The organism is Aerophototrophica crusticola (genome assembly GCF_012913305.1).
Classification (GTDB): Bacteria; Pseudomonadota; Alphaproteobacteria; order Azospirillales; family Azospirillaceae; genus Niveispirillum; species Niveispirillum crusticola.
On record NZ_CP051775.1, the window covers coordinates 2024442 to 2040735 of the forward strand.

The following is a 16294-nucleotide window of genomic DNA, read 5'->3' on the forward strand; positions in this document are numbered from 1 at the left end:
CCCGTCCGGCCGCCCTTGGGCCGGACCAGAAGCTAGGGAAGAAGCCGACATGAAGCTGACCCGCCGCGTCAAGGAAATCCTCTCCTTCTATGAGAGCGACAATCCCGGCACCAAGGCGAACCTCGCCCGCATCCTGATGGAAGGCCGCCTGGGCGGCACCGGCAAGCTGGTGATCCTGCCCGTTGACCAAGGCTTCGAGCACGGGCCCGCCCGTAGCTTCGGCGTCAACACCCCGGCTTACGACCCGCACTACCACTACCAGCTGGCCATCGACGCCGGCCTGTCCGCCTACGCGGCCCCGCTGGGCCCGCTGGAGGCCGGGGCCGGCACCTTCGCCGGTTCTATCCCGTTGATCCTGAAGATGAACAGCTCCAACAGCCTGTCCCGGCTGAAGGAAGGCGCGGACCAGGCCGTCACCGCCAGCATCGACGACGCCCTGCGCCTGGGCTGCTCGGCCATCGGCTTCACCATCTACCCGGGCTCCGACGCCATGTTCGGCCAGTTCGAGGAGATCCGGGAGCTGTCGCGTGAGGCGAAGTCCAAGGGCATCGCCACGGTGATCTGGTCCTACCCGCGCGGCGGCGCCATCAGCAAGACGGGCGAGCTGGCGCTGGACGTGGCCGCCTATGCCGCGCACATGGCGGCCCTGCTGGGCGCCCACATCATCAAGGTCAAGCTGCCCACCGCCGACCTGGAGCAGGATGAGGCGCGCAAGATCTATGAGTCGACCAACGTCCCGCGGGAGACCCTGGCCGACCGCGTGAAGCACGTCATGCAGGCGAGCTTCAACGGCCGCCGCATCGTGGTCTTCTCCGGCGGCGCCGCCAAGGGCGAGGACGCGGTGTTCGAGGATGCCCGCGCCATCCGCGACGGCGGCGGCAACGGTTCCATCATCGGCCGCAACGCCTTCCAGCGCAGCCGTGAGGATGCGCTGGCCCTGCTGGACAAGCTGGTGCGCATCTACCAGGGCAAGGAATAACCCCTCCTTCCCCAACGCCTGATTTCAGGACGCGAAGCCGCCGGGCCCTTGGCTCGGCGGCTTTTCTCGTGCTAGTTTATGTGCGAACGGGGTAGCGCGCCGCGGGGTGGTCCATGTCGCCGGATCAAGGCACCGAGATTCTGAAGAGGCTGGACCTGATCCTGGAGCTGTTCCAGCGGCAGGACGGCCGTATCGGGAACTTGGAAACCGGGCAGCAGCGCCTGGAAGCCGGGCAGCAGCGCCTGGAAGCCGGGCAGCAGCACCTTGCCGGTAGGGTTGAGCGGCTCGAAGTTGGGCAGCAGCAGCTCACCGCCAAGGTCGAGCGGCTGGAGGAAGGTCAGCAATCCGTCCTGCGGCAGCTCGCCCGCATCGACGGCACGCTTGAGGCCCAGGCCAAGCGGCTGGATGACCAGAGCCGCATCCTCGCCGCCCTGATCCCCACCAAGATCGCCGCGGTCGGCCCGCGCTGACACGGGCTTGACCCCGGCCTGCCGGGATGCGACAGGGTCCGGGTCCCTGCCCCCTCCCCCACCCGGGTCCCCATGGCCGACTGCCGCCTCTACCTGATCACCCCGCCGACCCTCGACCCCCAGGCCTTCGCCCCCACCCTGGCCGCGGCGCTGGACGCTGGCGACGTGGCCTGCGTCCAGCTTCGCCTCAAGGACGCGTCGGACGATGCCGTGCGCCGGGCGGTGGAGGTGCTGCGCCCGGTGGTGCAGTCCCGCGACGTGGCCCTGATCCTGAACGACCGGCCGGACCTGGCGGCGGCGACCGGCTGCGACGGGGTGCATGTGGGCCAGGACGATATGCCCTTCCGCGACGCGCGGCGGGTCATGGGCAAGGACGCCATCGTCGGCGTCACCTGCCATGACAGCCGCCACCTGGCCATGGTGGCGGGGGAGGAAGGGGCGGATTACGTGGCCTTCGGCGCCTTCTTCCCCACCAGCACCAAGGAGCCCAAGGCCAAGGCGGAGCCTGAACTGCTGACTTGGTGGCAGGAGATGATGGAGGTCCCCTGCGTCGCCATTGGCGGCATCACCGTGGACAATGCCGCGGTGCTGGTGGACGCCGGGGCGGATTTCCTGGCCGTCTGTGGCGGTGTCTGGAACCACCCGGACGGCCCTGCCGCGGCGGTGAAAGCGTTCAACGCCCTGATGGCCCGCTGAGCCAACCCCGCCCCTATCTAAAACTCCCGTATTGCGAGTAGGTAATCCTTGTGAGTTAGGGGCGCCCGTCATATAACTTCGGGCGCCGCGTCGCCTTGCCGTGGCACCACCGGCAGGATCGGGGGAGCCTGCCGTCGCACCAGCACGCGCAGGTACCCTTTCGCTCCCCGCCTTTGCCCGGCCCGCGGCGGACCGGCCGCGGGTCTCCATCCCCGGATTCGTCGAAGACGGAGGCCCCATGCCCGATCCGAACGCCCCCCGCTTGCCCGCGCGCCGGCTGGCGCCCCTGGCAGGCCTGTTGCTGCTGGGTGCGGCCCCGCCGGCACTGGCGCAAGAGGTGCTGCAACCCCTGAAGGACCCGCCCAAGGCGGAGATCTTCCGCGGCACCGCCACGGCCAAGACCCTGTTCGCCCTGCCCAAGGATGCCCCGGCCCTGGCGGATGAGGCGGTGCTGGACCTTCGGGTCAAGTACATTGAGGGGGAGATCGCCAACCCCTCCACGGGCAAGCCGGACAAGGTGAAGCTGCGGGGCTTCGTGGGCACCGGCACCAGCAAGGACGCCCCCTTCGTCGGCCCCACCATTGAGATCATGCCGGGCGAGACCGTCCGCATGACCCTGCACAACGACCTGCCCCCCGACAGCACCTGCGAGGAGGCCGGCGGCAGCGCCAACACGCCCAACTGCTTCAACGGCACCAACATGCACGCCCACGGCCTGTGGGTGAACCCGGCGGGCAATGGCGACAACGTCCTGATCTCCATCAACCCGAAGGTCTCGTTCCAGTACGAGTACAACGTGCCGCCCGACCACCCGGCGGGCACCTTCTGGTACCACCCGCACCGGCACGGCTCCACGGCGCTGCAGGTGTCCAGCGGCATGGCCGGCGCGCTGATCGTCCGCGGCAACCGCCAGCCCACCAAGGATGCCAACGGCGACCTGGACGTGCTGCTGAAGCCCACCAAGGACCAGAAGTTCCAGGAGCGCGTCCTGGTCTTCCAGCAGATCCAGTACGCCTGCCGCGACGCCTCGGGCACCATCCTCACCAACCCGGACGGCACCTATGCCTGCCCGGCCGGCAGCGTGGGGGAAATCAACAATTACGACCTGTTCGCCCCGGGCGCCTGGGCCAAGTCCGGCCGCTACACCAGCGTGAACGGCCGCATCCTGCCCACCATCGCCGAGACCGCCGTGGGCCAGGTGGAGCGCTGGCGCATGGTCCATGCCGGCGTGCGCGACACCATCTCGCTGGAGATCCGCAAGTTCGCCGGCGACACCAGCGCCCTGCCCACCGACCTGCGCAGCCTGACGGCGGTGAACAACGACGCCTGGATCCAGAAGAACTGCGGCGGCGACCCGGTGGAATATGTGCTGGTGGCCGCGGACGGGCTGACCACCCAGCAGGCCATCCAGACCTCCATCGCCACGCTCCAGCCCGGCTACCGCTGGGACGCGCTGGTCACCTTCCCCAGCGAGGGCCGGTACTGCGTGCTGGACACCAGCGCCCCGCCCACCGCCACCCTGTCCGGCAGCGCCCCCAGCCGGCGCCTGCTGGGCATGGCCGACGTGAAGGCCGGCACCGCCCCCATCCCCGAGGGCGGCATCATCAAGGCCATCGCCGACCAGCTCGTGGCCGCGGCCAAGGTGAACATCACCACCGACGCCCAGGCCCAGGTGGTTGCGGACCTGACCTACAACCGCGACCGCGGCAAGACCGACATCCTGCTGACCAAGTTCATCCCCCACGCCACCATCACCGACAAGGAGGTGACGGGCACGCAGGAGCTGGTCTTCAACATCAACGTGACCCAGCAGGGCGCCGCCTTCTTCGAGGTGAACGGCAAGCCCTATGCCCCCGGCCGGATGGACCGCACCCTGGTGCTGGGCGCGGTGGATGAGTGGACACTCAGCTCCGATTTCGTCGGCCACCCCTTCCACATCCACGTCAACCCGTTCCAGATCGTCAGCATCGAGAGCCCGAAGCCGAAGGGCGGCCAGCGCGTGGCCCTGGGCAAGGGCAGCACGGTGGACAACTTCACCGTGGACAAGACGACCAACGCCGTCATCCGCTCCGACCAGCCCAAGGACTTCGACCCGCAGTACAACAACCTCATCGGCGTCTGGAAGGACACGCTGTTCGTCAAGAGCCTGCTGCCTTCGACCGTCGCCGAGGGTCAGACGGCGGAGGACTACAAGTACGTCATCAAGGTGCGCACCCGGTACCAGCGCTATATCGGCCAGTTCGTCCTGCACTGCCACATCCTGGACCATGAGGACCAGGGCATGATGCAGAACGTCCAGATCGTCCTCCCCGACGGCCAGGGCGGCGCCAGCCACGGCCACCATTGAGATGCCGTCGCACTGATTTCAGGCCGGCCGAGGGCGACCCTGGCCGGCCTTTCCTTTGCCGATGTCGACAAACCAAGGTTCACGGCTTGGCCGAACGGCACCGTCCCGTCCCCTCTCCCAGGGGGAGAGGGACAGGGAGAGGGGTGGTGCGATCAGGACAGCAGGACCGGTTACGCAGGGGTACTTTTTCGGAGAGGGCCCAACCCCTCTCCCTGTCCCTCCCCCTTTGGGGGAGGGGACGCCGCGGTGATGTTCGGCTTCAGCTCACACGGTGACGAACGGGGTTGCCCCCCTCACTCCCGCCAATCGTCCCGCAGGATGGCGTACAGCACGTGGTCGGCCCATTTGCCGTCGATGCGCAGATAGGCGCGGGCATAGCCTTCCTCGCGGAAGCCCACCTTCTCCAGCAGGCCCCGGCTGGGCGCGTTGGTGGGAAGGCACGCCGCCTCCACCCGATGCAGGCCCAGCTGGCCGAAGGCGAAGCCCAGGACCAGCCGCGCCGCCTCGCTGGTATAGCCGTGGCGGGCATAGGCCTTGCCGACCCAATAGCCCATGGTGCCCATCTGGGCCACGCCGCGGCGGATGTTGGTCAGGCCCACGCCGCCCACCACGTTGCCGCTGCCCTGCTCGAACACCAGGAAGGCATAGGCCTCGTCCTCCCGCCACTCCGCCGCCTGCCGGCGCACCCGGCGCAGGAAGCTGTCGCGGGTCAGGGCATCGGTGGGCCAGGTGGGCTCCCACGGCACCAGGAAGTCGCGGCTGGCCTCCCGCACGTCGGCCCAGCTCTTCCAGTCCTTGGGCTGGGGCGGGCGGACATAGACCCGCTCCCCGTCCAGCCGCATGGCCGGCGGGCTCAACAGCCCCTCGGGGATCAGGCGGATCGGCATGTCCAGCGCTTCCCTCCCTCAGCCCAGCCGCGCCACGGTGGCTTCATAGGGCTCCAGCGCCTCCAGCGGGCCCAGGGCGGCCACGGTGGGCGTGCTGCCGAACAGCCGGTCGGCACAGGCGCGCACGGCGTCCAGATCCACCGCGTCGATGCGCTGGATCACCTCCCCCGTGGGGATCGGCCGGCCATAGACCAGCAGCTGGGCGCCCAAGGCCTCCGCCCGGTTGGTGGTGCTCTCCAGTCCCATCAGCTGGCTCGCCTTCATCTGTGCCCGTGCCCGCGCCACCTCTTCCTCCGTCAGGCTGCCGGCCAGCTTGGCCACCTCGCCGCAGATGACGGGGACCAGCTCGCCCGCCCGCTCCGGGTCGGTGCCGGCGTAGATGCCGAACACGCCACTGTCGGACATGGACCAGGTGAAGCTGTGCACGCTGTAGACCAGGCCGCGCTTTTCCCGCACCTCCTGGAACAGCCGGGACGACATGCCCCCGCCGAGCAGGGTGGAGAGGACGGAGGCGGAATAGAGGTCCTTGTCGTGGCTGCCCACGCCGTTGAAGCCCAGGACCAGGTGCATCTGCTCCAGGTCCCGGTCCTCCCGGAAGTCGCCGCCGCGATAGGTGGCCTGCTCCGCCCCACGAAGGTCGCCGGCGGGCAGGTCGGTGAACAGCAGGGTCACCAGTTCCACCAGCCGGTCATGGTCCACATGGCCGGCGGCGGAGACCACCATGTTGGCCGGCACGTAGCGGCTGCGGACATAGTCCACCAGCCCGTCCCGCGGGGTGCTGCCCACCACCTCCGCCGTGCCCAGGATCGGGCGGCCCAGCATCTGGCCGGGGAAGGCGGCGCTGACGAAGTGGTCGTAGATGATGTCGTCGGGGGTGTCCTCCACCTGCCCGATCTCCTGGATGATGACCTGGCGCTCCTTCTCCAGGTCTTCCGGATCGAACTTGGCGTGCTGCACCATGTCCGCCAGCACGCCAAGTGCCAAGGCCAAATCCTGCTTCAGCACCTTGGCGTAATAGGTGGTGTGTTCCCGCCCCGTATAGGCGTTCAGGTGGCCGCCCACATCCTCGATCTCCGCGCTGATGCGGAAGGCGTCGCGGGTGGGCGTGCCCTTGAACAGCATGTGCTCCACCAGGTGGGCGATGCCGTTGGCATCCTGCGGCTCATGCCGGCTGCCCACGCCGATCCACACGCCCACCGTCACCGTCTCCACATGGGGCATGAAGTCGGTGGCGACCCGCAGCCCGTTGGGCAGGGTGGTGACGCGGATGCCGGCGCTCCCCTTGCTCATGCGACACCTGCGGCGACGCGGGAACGGGCGCGGACGAAGTCTTTCAACACGTCGATGTCATTGGGCAGCACGGACAGGCGTTCCTCACGCTCGAACAGGTCGGACAGGTGCCGCGGCAGGCCGGGGCGGACGCCGGTCGCCTGCTCCACCGCGTCCGGGAACTTGGCCGGGTGGGCACAGGCCAGGGCGACCACGGGGATGCCGGGGTCCAGTTTGGCGGACCGGGCGGCGTGGAGCCCGACCGCGGTATGCGGATCAAGCATGTAGCCCGTTTCGCGGTAAGTGGAAGCCATGGTCTCCATGGTCTCCGCCTCACCGCAGCGGTGCCCCTCGAACAGGGCCAGCGCCCGGGCAAGCTGGCCCTGGCTGACGGCAAAGCGCCCGGTGGCCCGGAACTCCGCCATCACCTGGGCCGTGGCGGCCCCGTCCCGGTCCATCAGGTCGAACAGCAGCCGCTCGAAGTTGCTGGAAACCTGGATGTCCATGCTGGGGCTGATGGTGGGGGTGACCCCGTTGGCCCACATGGTGCCGGACTGGAAGAAGCGGGCCAGGATGTCGTTGCTGTTGGTGCCGACCACCAGCTTGGCCACCGGCAGCCCCATGGCCCGGGCGGCATAGGCGGCGTAGACATTGCCGAAATTCCCGGTGGGCACGGCGAAGGCCACCTCCCGGTCCGGCGCGCCCAGGGCGACGCCGGCGGCCACGTAGTACACGATCTGGGCCATGATCCGGGCCCAGTTGATGGAGTTCACGGCCGACAGGTTCAGCCCGTCCCGGAAGGGCTGGTCGTTGAACATGGCCTTCACGGCGTCCTGGGCGTCGTCGAAGGTGCCTTGCAGGGCCACGTTGGACACGTTGGGCGACAGCACCGTCGTCATCTGGCGGCGCTGCACGGCGCTGGTCCGGTTGTGGGGGTGCAGTATGACGATGTCCACCCGCTCCCGGTCGCGGCAGGCCTCGATGGCGGCAGAGCCGGTGTCGCCGGACGTGGCGCCCACCACGGTCACCCGCTCCCCCCGCTGGCCCAGCACATGGTCGAACAGCCGGCCCAGCAGTTGCAGCGCCACATCCTTGAAGGCCAGGGTCGGCCCGTGGAACAGCTCCATCACCCAGGTGCGCTCATCCAGCTGCACCAGCGGCACCACGGCCTTGTGGGCGAAGCTGCCATAGGCGTCGCGGACCAGGGCGCGGAACGCCTGCTCATCCACCCGACCGCCCAGGAACGGTAGCATCACCCGCGCTGCCAGCTCCGCGTAGGGCAGGCCGCGGAAGGACCGCAGCTCCTCTGCCGTGAAGCGGGGCCATGTGTCCGGCACATACAGGCCGCCGTCACGGGCCAGCCCTGCCAGCAGGACGTCATCGAAAGCCAGGGTCGGGGCCGCGCCCCGCGTGCTGATGTACTGCACCCGAACCACCTTGGTCCTGAAACGGACGCTACCCTACAGACGCCCCGGCCTTGGGCGCAAGCAACCCAAGGGCCGGCGCGACGACAGGGCCGCCATGCCGGTTGAGGGGGCATCGATCGACCGGAGACCCGAGCATGCCCGACAGCCCCGCCCTTCACCCGCCCCAGACCGGCAGCATGGGGCTGGAGGAGGCCCGCCGCCTGACCACCGCCTTCCTGACCGGCCCCATGGCAGAGGTGCTGCGGTCCGTGGACTATCCCCAGCCCGACTGGCGCCGCCCCGGGGAGCCGCTGGGGGAGCGGCTGGAGCAGGTGGCCAAGGCGGAGGTCACCTTGCGCCACGTCCCCGGCGCCTCCGACGCCCTGTACCGGGTGAAGGCGCTGGGGGAGGTGCTGTCCATGAAGGTGCAGCTCAACGTCTGGCGCTTCGTCATCGTCTACACCATCCCGGCGAGCGAGCTGGTGGACGCCACCGCCATGGCCCCGCGGTTCGAGCGCTGGCAGACCGGGGCCGCCCATGCCGGCTGGACCATCGGCTGGCGCGACGCCGCGGACCCCTGGGACCATGACCGGCGGCAGGTGGAGGTCTATTGCTATGCCATGCTGCCCCGGGACTTCCTGATGGACCCGCTGGCCCAGCTCTATTGGCGGACGGACATCGTGCAGATGACCCGCGGCTTCCTGCTGGAGGCGCGCCGGCTGGGCGTGCTCCTGTCCGCGGCGGGCTGACACCCGCACCGGATCGCGGGGCGCAAGGACAAAACCTTTCGTCCGCCGCATAACTTCATGCGCCCGCAACGAAATCTGCCCCTAGGCCCGTCGTCCGGGCGTGCTATCTTGCGACGCATCACGATTTCGGGGGGCATGGCATGTCGCGGGTGGGCGGGCGATGACCTATGGCAGCGCCCTGATCCTGGGCGGGCTCCTGGCGGTGGCGGCCTGGATCTTCGCCTACCTCGTGGGCAAGATCGGGGAATCCGTCATCGAGGGCCGGCCGGAAGTGCGCTGGGTGGAGCAGGCCCTGCCCCGCCGTTCCCTGATCGAGAGCAAGTTCGACATCCGTTGCAGCGACCTGCGCGCCCGCATCACCGAACTCCAGGCCGAACTGGCCAACCTGCGCCGCAAGCGCTTCACCCTGGAGAAGGAACTGGTGGACTCGCGCAAGGAGGCGGAGTCGCCCATCCGCGTCGTGGGGCGGGAGAATTCCACCGACTACCGGTTCCGCGCCTGGGTCATCAACCGTCAGGTCCAGCAGGCCCTAGGGGAGGGCAAGTCCCACCCCACCCTGGACGTGGAGTGGGCCACCCCGCAGGTGGTGGAGATCTGGGCGGACACGCTGAGCGACGCCCGCCGCGACCTTCAACGCCTTTACCCCCTCCCCCTGGGCTTCAGCCTGCTGAACATCCGGCTGGAGGCCGGCGGCCCGCTTAACGACCAGCCGGCGGACGCCCCGGCCGAGCCGGTGGCCTGAGCCATGTTCAGCGCCCCGATCCTGGTCGCGCTGATGATCGCGGGGGCCGCCCTGGCCTTCGCGCTGGAACGGGCCGTCCGCAAGGTGCGGGAAGCCCAGGCCCGCTACAAGGCCATGATGGCCAAGCGCATCGCCCAGGTGGAGCGGCTGCGCAAGGCGGGGCGGGAAAGCCTTGGCCTGAAGCGGGAGCTGCGCCAGGCCAAGCTGGCGGTGCGCGACGTCACCCTGGAATGCGACCGGCTGGAGGCGGAGATCCGGGAGATGGGCCGGCCGGAAAACCGGCTGTTCGTGCTGGATGAGCGGCGGATGGTGGGCGACACCGACTGGATCGCCCTGGTCGCCGCCCCCCTCGCCCCCGCCGGCATCCCCGACCCCCGTAGCGGTCCCACTTGGCAGGGTGAACGCAAGTTCCGCATCTGGGCCAGCAGCGAGGAGGCGGTGCGCGCCAAGGTGGCCCGCAAATACCCACCGTCGGAGGGCTACACCGTCACCTCGGTCCTGCCCCGCCTGAAGCCCATCGCGGCCATGCCCGCCGCCTGATCAGGCCTTGGCCACCGGCACCCACAGCACGTCGTCGATCTCCGCCGCCCCGGTCACCAGCATGACCAGCCGGTCGAAGCCGAGCGCGATGCCAGCCGACTCCGGCATCAGGGCCAGGGCCTCCAGGAACTCCTCGTCAATGGGGTAGCGCTCCCCGTACAGTCGCTCCTTTTCCGCCATGTCCGCCTCGAAGCGGCGGCGTTGCACCTGCGCGTCCGTCAGCTCCCCGAAGGCGTTGGCCAGCTCCACCCCGCAGGCATACAGCTCGAACCGCTCCGCCACCCGCGGGTCCTCCGGCTTGGCGCGGGCCAGCGCGGCCATGGAAACGGGGTAGTCCGCCAGGAAGGTGGGCCGGCCAAAGCCAAGATGCGGCTCGATCCGCTCCAGCGCGATGCGGAAGAACAGATCCTCCCACGTGTCGCTCTCCGCCGTGCGGATGCCAACCCTCGCGGCCTCCGCCGCCAGAAGGTCCCGGTCGGGCCGCAGCGGGTCCGGCGCCGTGGCCAGCAGGTCGATGCCCGCATGGCGTTGGAACGCCTCCTGCACTGTCAGCACCTCCCACTCCCCGAACGGGTCGCAGGTGCCGTGCCTCCCCGTCAGCCGCTCCGCCCCCGTGGCCCGGCAGGCCGCCCGGACCAGGCCGACACAATCCTCCATCAGGTCCCGGTACCCGGCGCCGGCCCGGTACCACTCCAGCATGCTGAACTCCGGATGGTGGGTTGGCGACCGCTCCCCGTTGCGGAAGACGTGGGCCAGTTGGAACAGCCGGGGCACGCCGCCTGCCAGCAGCTTCTTCATGCTGAATTCGGGGCTGGTGTGCAGGTACAGCCGCCGCCGGTCCTCCGGGTGCGGCCCCACCAGCTCCGTGCCGAAGGCCATCAGGTGCACCTCCAGCCCGGGGGATATCTGCAGCGCCGGCGTCTCCACCTCCTCGAACCCCTGCCCCTCGAACCAGTGCCGCAGGGCCCGCGTCACCGACTGCCGGGCCTTCAGGTGCGGCCGCCGACGGGCTAGGGAATCCGGGTGCCACCAGGGCAGGCGGGGGGTGGTGGGGGGCATGGGCGTTGTTCCATCCATCGTGACGGCCCTGTTTGCCATGCGGCGCGACAAGGTTCATATAGGTGACGTACGCAGGCCGGGTGGGTCCATCATGCAGCACGCCATGCCGCCAAACATCGAGACGATCCGCACCGCCCTGGACAGGCGGGCGACGGAGCTTGCCCGCTACAAGGTCCGTGGCATGTCCGTCTTCGGTTCCGTCGCCCGGCGGGAGGCCGGCTCCGACAGCGATATCGACCTGCTCGTGGAATTCGATGAGCGCCGCCGGCCGACTTTGATCGACCTTGTCGGCCTGGAACACTTCCTGGCCGACCTGTTCCAAGGCCCGGTCGACGTCGTCGAGGCGACCGGCTTGAAACCCGGCATACGGGATCGGGTGCTGCGCGATGCCGTCAAAGTCTTCTGATCCCGTCCGGATCCGCCAGCGGCTGCTGGACATGCTGGGGTCGATCAACCGCATCCAGGATTATACGGCGGGCATGGGCTTGGCCGCTTTCCTGGCGGACCAGAAGACAATCGATGCCTGCGTCCGCAACATCGAGATCATCGGTGAGGCGTCCCGGCATGTCCCCGCCGACTTGGCCGCCCTGTACACCCGCGCCCCTTGGCGGGTAATCGGGGACCTGCGGAACAAGGTCATCCACGAGTATGACGGCATCGACCCCGCCCGCATCTATCAGACCATCACGGATGAGCTGCCGGACCTGAAATCTGCCCTTTTCCGGATGCTCGACGCCTGTCCTGACCCGGCGGCCGACTGACATCGTGACCACCCCCGAAGACCTCCGCATCCTTTGGGACGTGGGCCGCGTGGCCGAGTGGGAAAGCCTGTTGAAGGCCGTCCCCCGCAGCACCCTGACCCAGTGCTTCGGCTATGCCGTCGCCATGCGGACGGTGGAGGGCTGGACCCCCCGCCTCGGCCTCATCGAGCTGGCGGACAAGCCCATCGGCCTGGTGGTGGTGATGGAGAAACGGGCCTTCGGCCTGGCCCGCGTCGCCCGGCTGCACCGCGGGCCGTTGCTGCTGCCCGCGGCGCAAAAACCCGCCATCCTGGCCCTGGTGATGAAGCAGCTCCGCCAGCGCTACCCCACCGGCCCCCTGCGCTGGACCGCCATCGTGCCGGAGCTGCCGGACACGGAGGAGAACCGCGCCCTGCTGCGTTGGGCCGGCTGGCGCCAGGACAAGGGCCCCGGCTACCGCACCCTCTGGCTGGACCTGCGCCCGGATGAAGCGACCTTGCGCAAGGCCCTGGCCCAGAAATGGCGCAACGCCCTGAGCCAGGCGGAACGGTCCGGCTTGGCGGTGGAGGTGGACCGCGACGGCTCGAGCCAGCTTTCCTGGCTGACGGAGCATTATCTGAAGGACCGGGCCGCCAAGGGATTCCGCGGCCCCTCCGCCCCTTTGCTGACCCGCCTGCGCACCGCCCTGCACCGGGACGGGGACATCCTGCTGCTCCGCGCCTGCAAGGACGGGGAGCCGGTAGCCGGCGTCCTGTTCCTGGGCCACGGGCAGGCCGCCACCTACCAGGTGGGCTGGACGGGCGCGGAGGGCCGCCGCACCCGCGCCCACAACCTGCTGCTCTGGCGCGCCATCCTGGAGCTGAAGGCCCAGGGCCGCACCCAGTTGGACCTGGGCGGCCTGCTGCCGGACCAGGCCCCCGGCGTCACCGCCTTCAAGCGCGGCGTGGGCGGGGAAGAGGTGGAACTGTTGGGGGTGTGGCGCTGACCCCCCTCACCGCGGGTCCGTCGCCCGCATGGACGGCCGCTCCCGCACCCCCTCGAACCACTCCCGCAAGGCCGGCGCCCGCTCCCCCCAGGCCAGCGCGGCATGCCTGAAGTCAAGATAGTCCAGCGCCACCGCCACCGTCAGCGCGCCCAGGCCGAAGCCGACGGACAGGGCAGCGACCTCCCCCTCCAGCACCGGCAAGGCGCGGAGGATGGCCGCCTTCTGCCGTTCCACCCAGCCGGGGGATCGCTCCCCCTCCGGCCGCCGCCCCTCGATCACGGCGCTGAAGGCGGCGTCGGTCACCCCCTGCCCCAGGGCGGCGAGGCGCAGTTCCAGCCCCCGCGGCCCCGGCTCCTGGGGCAACAGGCGCGGGCCGGGCAGGGTCGTGTCAAGGTAGTCGGCGATGGCCCAGCTTTCCGGCAGCACCCAGCCCTCATCCGTCACCAGGGCCGGCACCTTGGCCAGGGGTGTGGCGGCCAGCAGGTCGGCCGGGTTGGCCCAGGGATCGGCGTTGACCACCTCCACCCGGTCCAGGGCGCCCTTCTCATGCAGCAGGACCAGCACCTTGCGGGCATAGGGGGACGGTTTGTTGACGAACAGCTTCATGGCACCTCCTCCTTGGCGAAACGCAGGGCCACCCAGGCGCAGGCCGCACCGGCCAGCAGCGTCACGGCGCCCACGGCGAACAGGGGCCTGTGGCTCCCCGTGGCGGCATAGAGGGCGGACATGGCATAGCCGCCCACGGCCTGGGTCAGGGCGAAGGCCGCCGTCATCCGCCCCCAGGCCCTCACATGCCCCCCGGCCCCCGCCAGCAGGGCAGAGACGCCGGAGGCCACGGCCACGCTGCCGGGCGTCAGCAGCCCGGCGACGAAGATGGACAGGGCCAGCGTCGGTGCGGTGGTGGAGGCCAGCGGCAGCGCAACGGCCAGCCCCTTCACCGTCAGCAGCAGGGCGAAGGCCTTGGGAAAGCCGAACCTCGCCCCCAGCCATCCCCCGAACACGGCCCCGCAGGCGGCCCCTGCCCCAAACAAGGCCCAATAATAGCCGCCGACCGCCACCCCCTGCCCCAGCCCGCGGGCCACGAAGTCGGCGAAGAACAGGGTGTGCGGCACATAGCCGATGCCATCCCCGGCATAGGCCAGGGTTGACAGCCACAGAGGCGCCGACCGCACCTTCACCGGCGCCCCCGCCCCCGCCGGACGCGCCACCGGCCCGGGCCAGTGCGGCCATGCCGCCAGGGTCAGCAGCAGGGCGAGCGCCCCCACCACCAGCCAGGCGGCGGACACGCCGGCCCCCGCCAGCAACGGCACGCCCAGCCCGGCCAGCACCACGCCCACCCCGATCCCGGTGAAGACCACGCCGATAGCCCGCGCCTTCACCGCCAAGGGCAACGGCGCCACCACCGTTGGCCCGGCCAGCACGATCAGCACGGCGCCGGTGGCCCCGGCGACGATGCGCCAGACGCTCAGCCAGACCAGCCCGCCGTTCCAGGCGCAGGCCAGCAGCGACAGAGCCGCCAGGGCCATGGCCCCCCGCAGCACCGCCCGGTTCCCGAATCGCCCGCCCAGGGGCGCCGCCGCCAGCGCGCCGACCAGGTACCCCAGCAGGTTGGCCGCCCCCAGATAGGCGGCCTGCGATGAGGTCAGCCAGCCTTCCTGCACCAGGGCCGGCAGCAGCGGCGTATAGGCGAAGCGGGCCAGGCCCAGCCCCAGCAGCGTCGCCGCGAACCCCGCCAGGGCCGGGGCCAGCCAGCCGGGCGCCTGCCCTGCGGCGGCGGCAACGGGAACGGCCATGGATCGGGAGGGCGTCTTATCCATGGCCCCGATCCTGGCACGGACTTGACATCTTGAAAAATGAAACCTCAGGATATCTCCGTTCACTGATCCTGATGGGTGGCGTCATGGACAGCACCGACCTGGCCTTCTTCGCCGCGGTGGCGGAGGAAGGCGGCATCTCCGCCGCGGCCCGGCGGCTGCACTGTGTCCAGTCCAACGTCACCGCCCGCATCCGCGCGCTGGAGGCCGCCCTCGGCGTGCCCCTGTTCCACCGCAACGGCCGCGGCGTCGTTCCCACCCGGGCGGGGGAGGTGCTGCTGCCCCACGCCCGCAAGGTGGCCGCCGCCCTGGCGGATGCCCGGTCCGCCCTGCGTGACCTGATGGACCCAGCCACCCCCCGGGGCCCCCTGGCCATCGGCAGCATGGAGACGACGGCCGCCGTCCGCCTGCCCGCCGTGCTGATGGCCTTCCACCGGGCCCACCCGGACGTGGAGCTGACCCTGCACACCGGCCCCACTGGCCTGCTGCTGGGGGAGGTGGCGGGCTACCGGCTGGACGCCGCCCTGGTCGCCGGCCCGGTGGAGCACCCGGACATGGTCGCCGAGCCCCTGGGCGTGGAAGAGATGGTGGTGGCCACCGCCGCCAATGCCATCCCCTGGCCCGCCCTGCTGGAGCAGCCGAGCCTCGCCGCCCTCAGCTTCCGCCGCGGCTGTGCCTACCGGGAACGGCTGGAGGCCATGCTGGCCGCCCTGAACGCCCGGCATGTGCGGCTGCTGGAATTCGGCACGCTGGAGGGCATCATCGGCGGGGTCGCCGCCGGCATCGGCATCGCCCTGCTGCCCCGCGCCGCGGCGGAGGGGTCCCGCCTTGCCGGCGCCCTGCGCCTGCACCCGGCACCGGCGCCCTTCGCCACCGCCCCCACGGTGCTGGTCCGCCGCCGCGACGCCCTGGTGACCGCCGCCCTGGCCCGCTTCACCGAAACCGCCCGCCTGGGCTGGGAGGAACGGCGGGCGGCGGCGTGATGGACTGTGAGGGTGAGGTCAGGCACATCTGGGGCCACTGCCGCCAGCTTTCGTAGGTCGGATTAGGGCGGAGCCCGTAATCCGACGGCTCACGAACGAAAGGGATCGTCTGCGGCGTGTCGGATTACGCTCCGCTAATCCGACCTACCGCACCCCAGCCACGCCGCCACCCGGCCCGCTACGGCCTGCCCCTCCCCCGCCGGATAGGGCTCGGCATGGCCGCTGCCCCAGACCGGGCCAGGCCAGGCGGGGTCGTCGTGGCGGCGGGCGATGACATGGACGTGGAGTTGCGGCACCAGGTTGCCCAGGGCGCCCAGGTTCACCTTGTCGCAGGGGAACAGGGCCTCCAGCGCCCCGGCAGCACGGGCCATCTCTTCCACCAGCAGGGCCCGGTCGGCCGGGTCCAGCCGGTGCAGCTCCACCGCCCCGGCCCGGCGCGGCACCAGGACTAGCCAGGGGAACAGCCGGTTGTCCATCAGCAGCACGCGGCTCAGCCCCAGCTCGCCCACGGGGATCGTGTCCGCCGCCAGCCTGGGATGCAGCCCGAAGCCGGCTTCCGCGCCCTTCTCCCGGTCCATCCGCGCCTTTCCGTTGTTATAGCCGCCGACATGGCTGCCGCCGGGGGACT

18 protein-coding genes are annotated in these 16294 nt (G+C 70.3%); 11 read left to right on the forward strand and 7 right to left on the reverse strand.

Annotation, left to right across the window (positions count from 1 at the left end):
* Nucleotides 1-49 precede the first annotated feature (49 nt).
* The 4 genes from HHL28_RS09840 (at nucleotide 50) to HHL28_RS09855 (ending at nucleotide 4492) form a co-directional block, all read left to right on the forward strand.
* Nucleotides 50-979: a class I fructose-bisphosphate aldolase gene (locus HHL28_RS09840; RefSeq protein WP_075768600.1), complete on the forward strand. Its 930-nt coding sequence runs from the start codon at nucleotides 50-52 to the stop codon at nucleotides 977-979.
* Nucleotides 980-1092: 113 nt separating this feature from the next.
* Entirely contained in the window at nucleotides 1093-1449 is a 357-nt protein-coding gene (locus tag HHL28_RS09845; RefSeq protein ID WP_075768599.1) for a hypothetical protein, read from the forward strand.
* Nucleotides 1450-1521: 72 nt separating this feature from the next.
* The gene (thiE, locus tag HHL28_RS09850) at nucleotides 1522-2145 is read left to right on the forward strand and encodes a thiamine phosphate synthase (protein WP_075768598.1); all 624 of its coding nucleotides are present in this window, start codon (nucleotides 1522-1524) and stop codon (nucleotides 2143-2145) included.
* A gap of 238 nt (nucleotides 2146-2383) precedes the next feature.
* Nucleotides 2384-4492 carry a multicopper oxidase family protein gene (locus tag HHL28_RS09855; RefSeq protein ID WP_083698706.1) on the forward strand — a complete coding sequence of 703 codons (2109 nt, stop codon included), beginning with the start codon at nucleotides 2384-2386 and terminating at the stop codon, nucleotides 4490-4492.
* Nucleotides 4493-4785: 293 nt separating this feature from the next.
* On the opposite strand, the gene HHL28_RS09860 is transcribed toward HHL28_RS09855, so the two are convergent.
* The 3 genes from HHL28_RS09860 to thrC are packed head-to-tail and all read right to left on the reverse strand — an operon-like array spanning nucleotide 4786 to nucleotide 8075.
* Nucleotides 4786-5379 carry a GNAT family N-acetyltransferase gene (locus tag HHL28_RS09860; RefSeq protein WP_075768597.1) on the reverse strand — a complete coding sequence of 198 codons (594 nt, stop codon included), beginning with the start codon at nucleotides 5377-5379 and terminating at the stop codon, nucleotides 4786-4788.
* A gap of 18 nt (nucleotides 5380-5397) precedes the next feature.
* A complete protein-coding gene (locus tag HHL28_RS09865; protein WP_075768596.1) occupies nucleotides 5398-6669 on the reverse strand; it encodes a M16 family metallopeptidase in 1272 nt (423 codons plus the stop codon).
* A complete protein-coding gene (gene thrC / locus HHL28_RS09870; RefSeq protein ID WP_075768595.1) occupies nucleotides 6666-8075 on the reverse strand; it encodes a threonine synthase in 1410 nt (469 codons plus the stop codon). The genes HHL28_RS09865 and thrC overlap by 4 nt, the downstream gene beginning before the upstream one ends.
* Nucleotides 8076-8209: 134 nt before the next feature.
* Here thrC and HHL28_RS09875 point away from each other — a divergent pair, with 134 nt between their 5' ends.
* From HHL28_RS09875 to HHL28_RS09885, 3 genes are all read left to right on the forward strand, one after another.
* A complete protein-coding gene (locus tag HHL28_RS09875; RefSeq protein ID WP_075768594.1) occupies nucleotides 8210-8803 on the forward strand; it encodes a hypothetical protein in 594 nt (197 codons plus the stop codon).
* A 160-nt stretch (nucleotides 8804-8963) separates the two neighbouring features.
* Nucleotides 8964-9545, forward strand: a complete 582-nt coding sequence (locus HHL28_RS09880; protein ID WP_075768593.1) for a hypothetical protein — start codon at nucleotides 8964-8966, stop codon at nucleotides 9543-9545.
* Nucleotides 9546-9548: 3 nt separating this feature from the next.
* Complete coding sequence (locus HHL28_RS09885; RefSeq protein WP_075768592.1) at nucleotides 9549-10085, forward strand: hypothetical protein; 537 nt, start codon at nucleotides 9549-9551, stop codon at nucleotides 10083-10085.
* Here the strand turns inward: HHL28_RS09885 and epmA are convergent, their stop codons facing one another.
* Nucleotides 10086-11144, reverse strand: coding sequence for an EF-P lysine aminoacylase EpmA (epmA, locus tag HHL28_RS09890; protein WP_075768591.1), 1059 nt, complete (start codon nucleotides 11142-11144; stop codon nucleotides 10086-10088).
* A 91-nt stretch (nucleotides 11145-11235) separates the two neighbouring features.
* On the opposite strand from epmA, the gene HHL28_RS09895 reads away from it, so the two are divergent.
* From HHL28_RS09895 to HHL28_RS09905, 3 genes are read left to right on the forward strand one after another with little or no spacing between them, the layout of a single operon-like run.
* On the forward strand, nucleotides 11236-11550 hold the full coding sequence (locus HHL28_RS09895; protein WP_404325500.1) for a nucleotidyltransferase family protein: 315 nt from the start codon (nucleotides 11236-11238) through the stop codon (nucleotides 11548-11550).
* Entirely contained in the window at nucleotides 11531-11905 is a 375-nt protein-coding gene (locus HHL28_RS09900) for a HepT-like ribonuclease domain-containing protein (RefSeq protein WP_075768590.1), read from the forward strand. Before HHL28_RS09895 ends, HHL28_RS09900 begins: the two co-directional genes overlap by 20 nt.
* Nucleotides 11906-11909: 4 nt before the next feature.
* The gene (locus HHL28_RS09905; RefSeq protein ID WP_075768589.1) at nucleotides 11910-12869 is read left to right on the forward strand and encodes a lipid II:glycine glycyltransferase FemX; all 960 of its coding nucleotides are present in this window, start codon (nucleotides 11910-11912) and stop codon (nucleotides 12867-12869) included.
* A gap of 6 nt (nucleotides 12870-12875) precedes the next feature.
* Here the strand turns inward: HHL28_RS09905 and HHL28_RS09910 are convergent, their stop codons facing one another.
* Nucleotides 12876-13475: a glutathione S-transferase family protein gene (locus tag HHL28_RS09910; protein ID WP_075768588.1), complete on the reverse strand. Its 600-nt coding sequence runs from the start codon at nucleotides 13473-13475 to the stop codon at nucleotides 12876-12878.
* Nucleotides 13472-14686, reverse strand: coding sequence for a YbfB/YjiJ family MFS transporter (locus HHL28_RS09915; RefSeq protein ID WP_083698703.1), 1215 nt, complete (start codon nucleotides 14684-14686; stop codon nucleotides 13472-13474). Before HHL28_RS09915 ends, HHL28_RS09910 begins: the two co-directional genes overlap by 4 nt.
* A gap of 83 nt (nucleotides 14687-14769) precedes the next feature.
* Between HHL28_RS09915 and HHL28_RS09920 the strand changes: the two genes are divergently transcribed.
* Nucleotides 14770-15666 carry a LysR family transcriptional regulator gene (locus tag HHL28_RS09920; protein ID WP_075769131.1) on the forward strand — a complete coding sequence of 299 codons (897 nt, stop codon included), beginning with the start codon at nucleotides 14770-14772 and terminating at the stop codon, nucleotides 15664-15666.
* 134 nt (nucleotides 15667-15800) lie between these two features.
* Here HHL28_RS09920 and HHL28_RS09925 read toward each other — a convergent pair whose 3' ends face one another.
* Nucleotides 15801-16244 carry an HIT domain-containing protein gene (locus tag HHL28_RS09925; RefSeq protein WP_075768586.1) on the reverse strand — a complete coding sequence of 148 codons (444 nt, stop codon included), beginning with the start codon at nucleotides 16242-16244 and terminating at the stop codon, nucleotides 15801-15803.
* Nucleotides 16245-16294 lie beyond the last annotated feature (50 nt).

Excerpts from the sequence above, each read along its gene's own strand:
- HHL28_RS09840 (WP_075768600.1), top strand. The coding sequence starts at position 50 with ATGAAGCTGACCCGCCGCGTCAAGGAAATCCTCTCCTTCTATGAGAGC.
- HHL28_RS09845 (WP_075768599.1), top strand. The coding sequence starts at position 1,093 with ATGTCGCCGGATCAAGGCACCGAGATTCTGAAGAGGCTGGACCTGATC.
- thiE (WP_075768598.1), top strand. The coding sequence starts at position 1,522 with ATGGCCGACTGCCGCCTCTACCTGATCACCCCGCCGACCCTCGACCCC.
- HHL28_RS09855 (WP_083698706.1), top strand. The coding sequence starts at position 2,384 with ATGCCCGATCCGAACGCCCCCCGCTTGCCCGCGCGCCGGCTGGCGCCC.
- HHL28_RS09860 (WP_075768597.1), bottom strand. The coding sequence starts at position 5,379 with ATGCCGATCCGCCTGATCCCCGAGGGGCTGTTGAGCCCGCCGGCCATG.
- HHL28_RS09865 (WP_075768596.1), bottom strand. The coding sequence starts at position 6,669 with ATGAGCAAGGGGAGCGCCGGCATCCGCGTCACCACCCTGCCCAACGGG.
- HHL28_RS09875 (WP_075768594.1), top strand. The coding sequence starts at position 8,210 with ATGCCCGACAGCCCCGCCCTTCACCCGCCCCAGACCGGCAGCATGGGG.
- HHL28_RS09880 (WP_075768593.1), top strand. The coding sequence starts at position 8,964 with ATGACCTATGGCAGCGCCCTGATCCTGGGCGGGCTCCTGGCGGTGGCG.
- HHL28_RS09885 (WP_075768592.1), top strand. The coding sequence starts at position 9,549 with ATGTTCAGCGCCCCGATCCTGGTCGCGCTGATGATCGCGGGGGCCGCC.
- epmA (WP_075768591.1), bottom strand. The coding sequence starts at position 11,144 with ATGCCCCCCACCACCCCCCGCCTGCCCTGGTGGCACCCGGATTCCCTA.
- HHL28_RS09895 (WP_404325500.1), top strand. The coding sequence starts at position 11,236 with ATGCAGCACGCCATGCCGCCAAACATCGAGACGATCCGCACCGCCCTG.
- HHL28_RS09900 (WP_075768590.1), top strand. The coding sequence starts at position 11,531 with ATGCCGTCAAAGTCTTCTGATCCCGTCCGGATCCGCCAGCGGCTGCTG.
- HHL28_RS09910 (WP_075768588.1), bottom strand. The coding sequence starts at position 13,475 with ATGAAGCTGTTCGTCAACAAACCGTCCCCCTATGCCCGCAAGGTGCTG.
- HHL28_RS09915 (WP_083698703.1), bottom strand. The coding sequence starts at position 14,686 with ATGGATAAGACGCCCTCCCGATCCATGGCCGTTCCCGTTGCCGCCGCC.
- HHL28_RS09920 (WP_075769131.1), top strand. The coding sequence starts at position 14,770 with ATGGACAGCACCGACCTGGCCTTCTTCGCCGCGGTGGCGGAGGAAGGC.
- HHL28_RS09925 (WP_075768586.1), bottom strand. The coding sequence starts at position 16,244 with ATGGACCGGGAGAAGGGCGCGGAAGCCGGCTTCGGGCTGCATCCCAGG.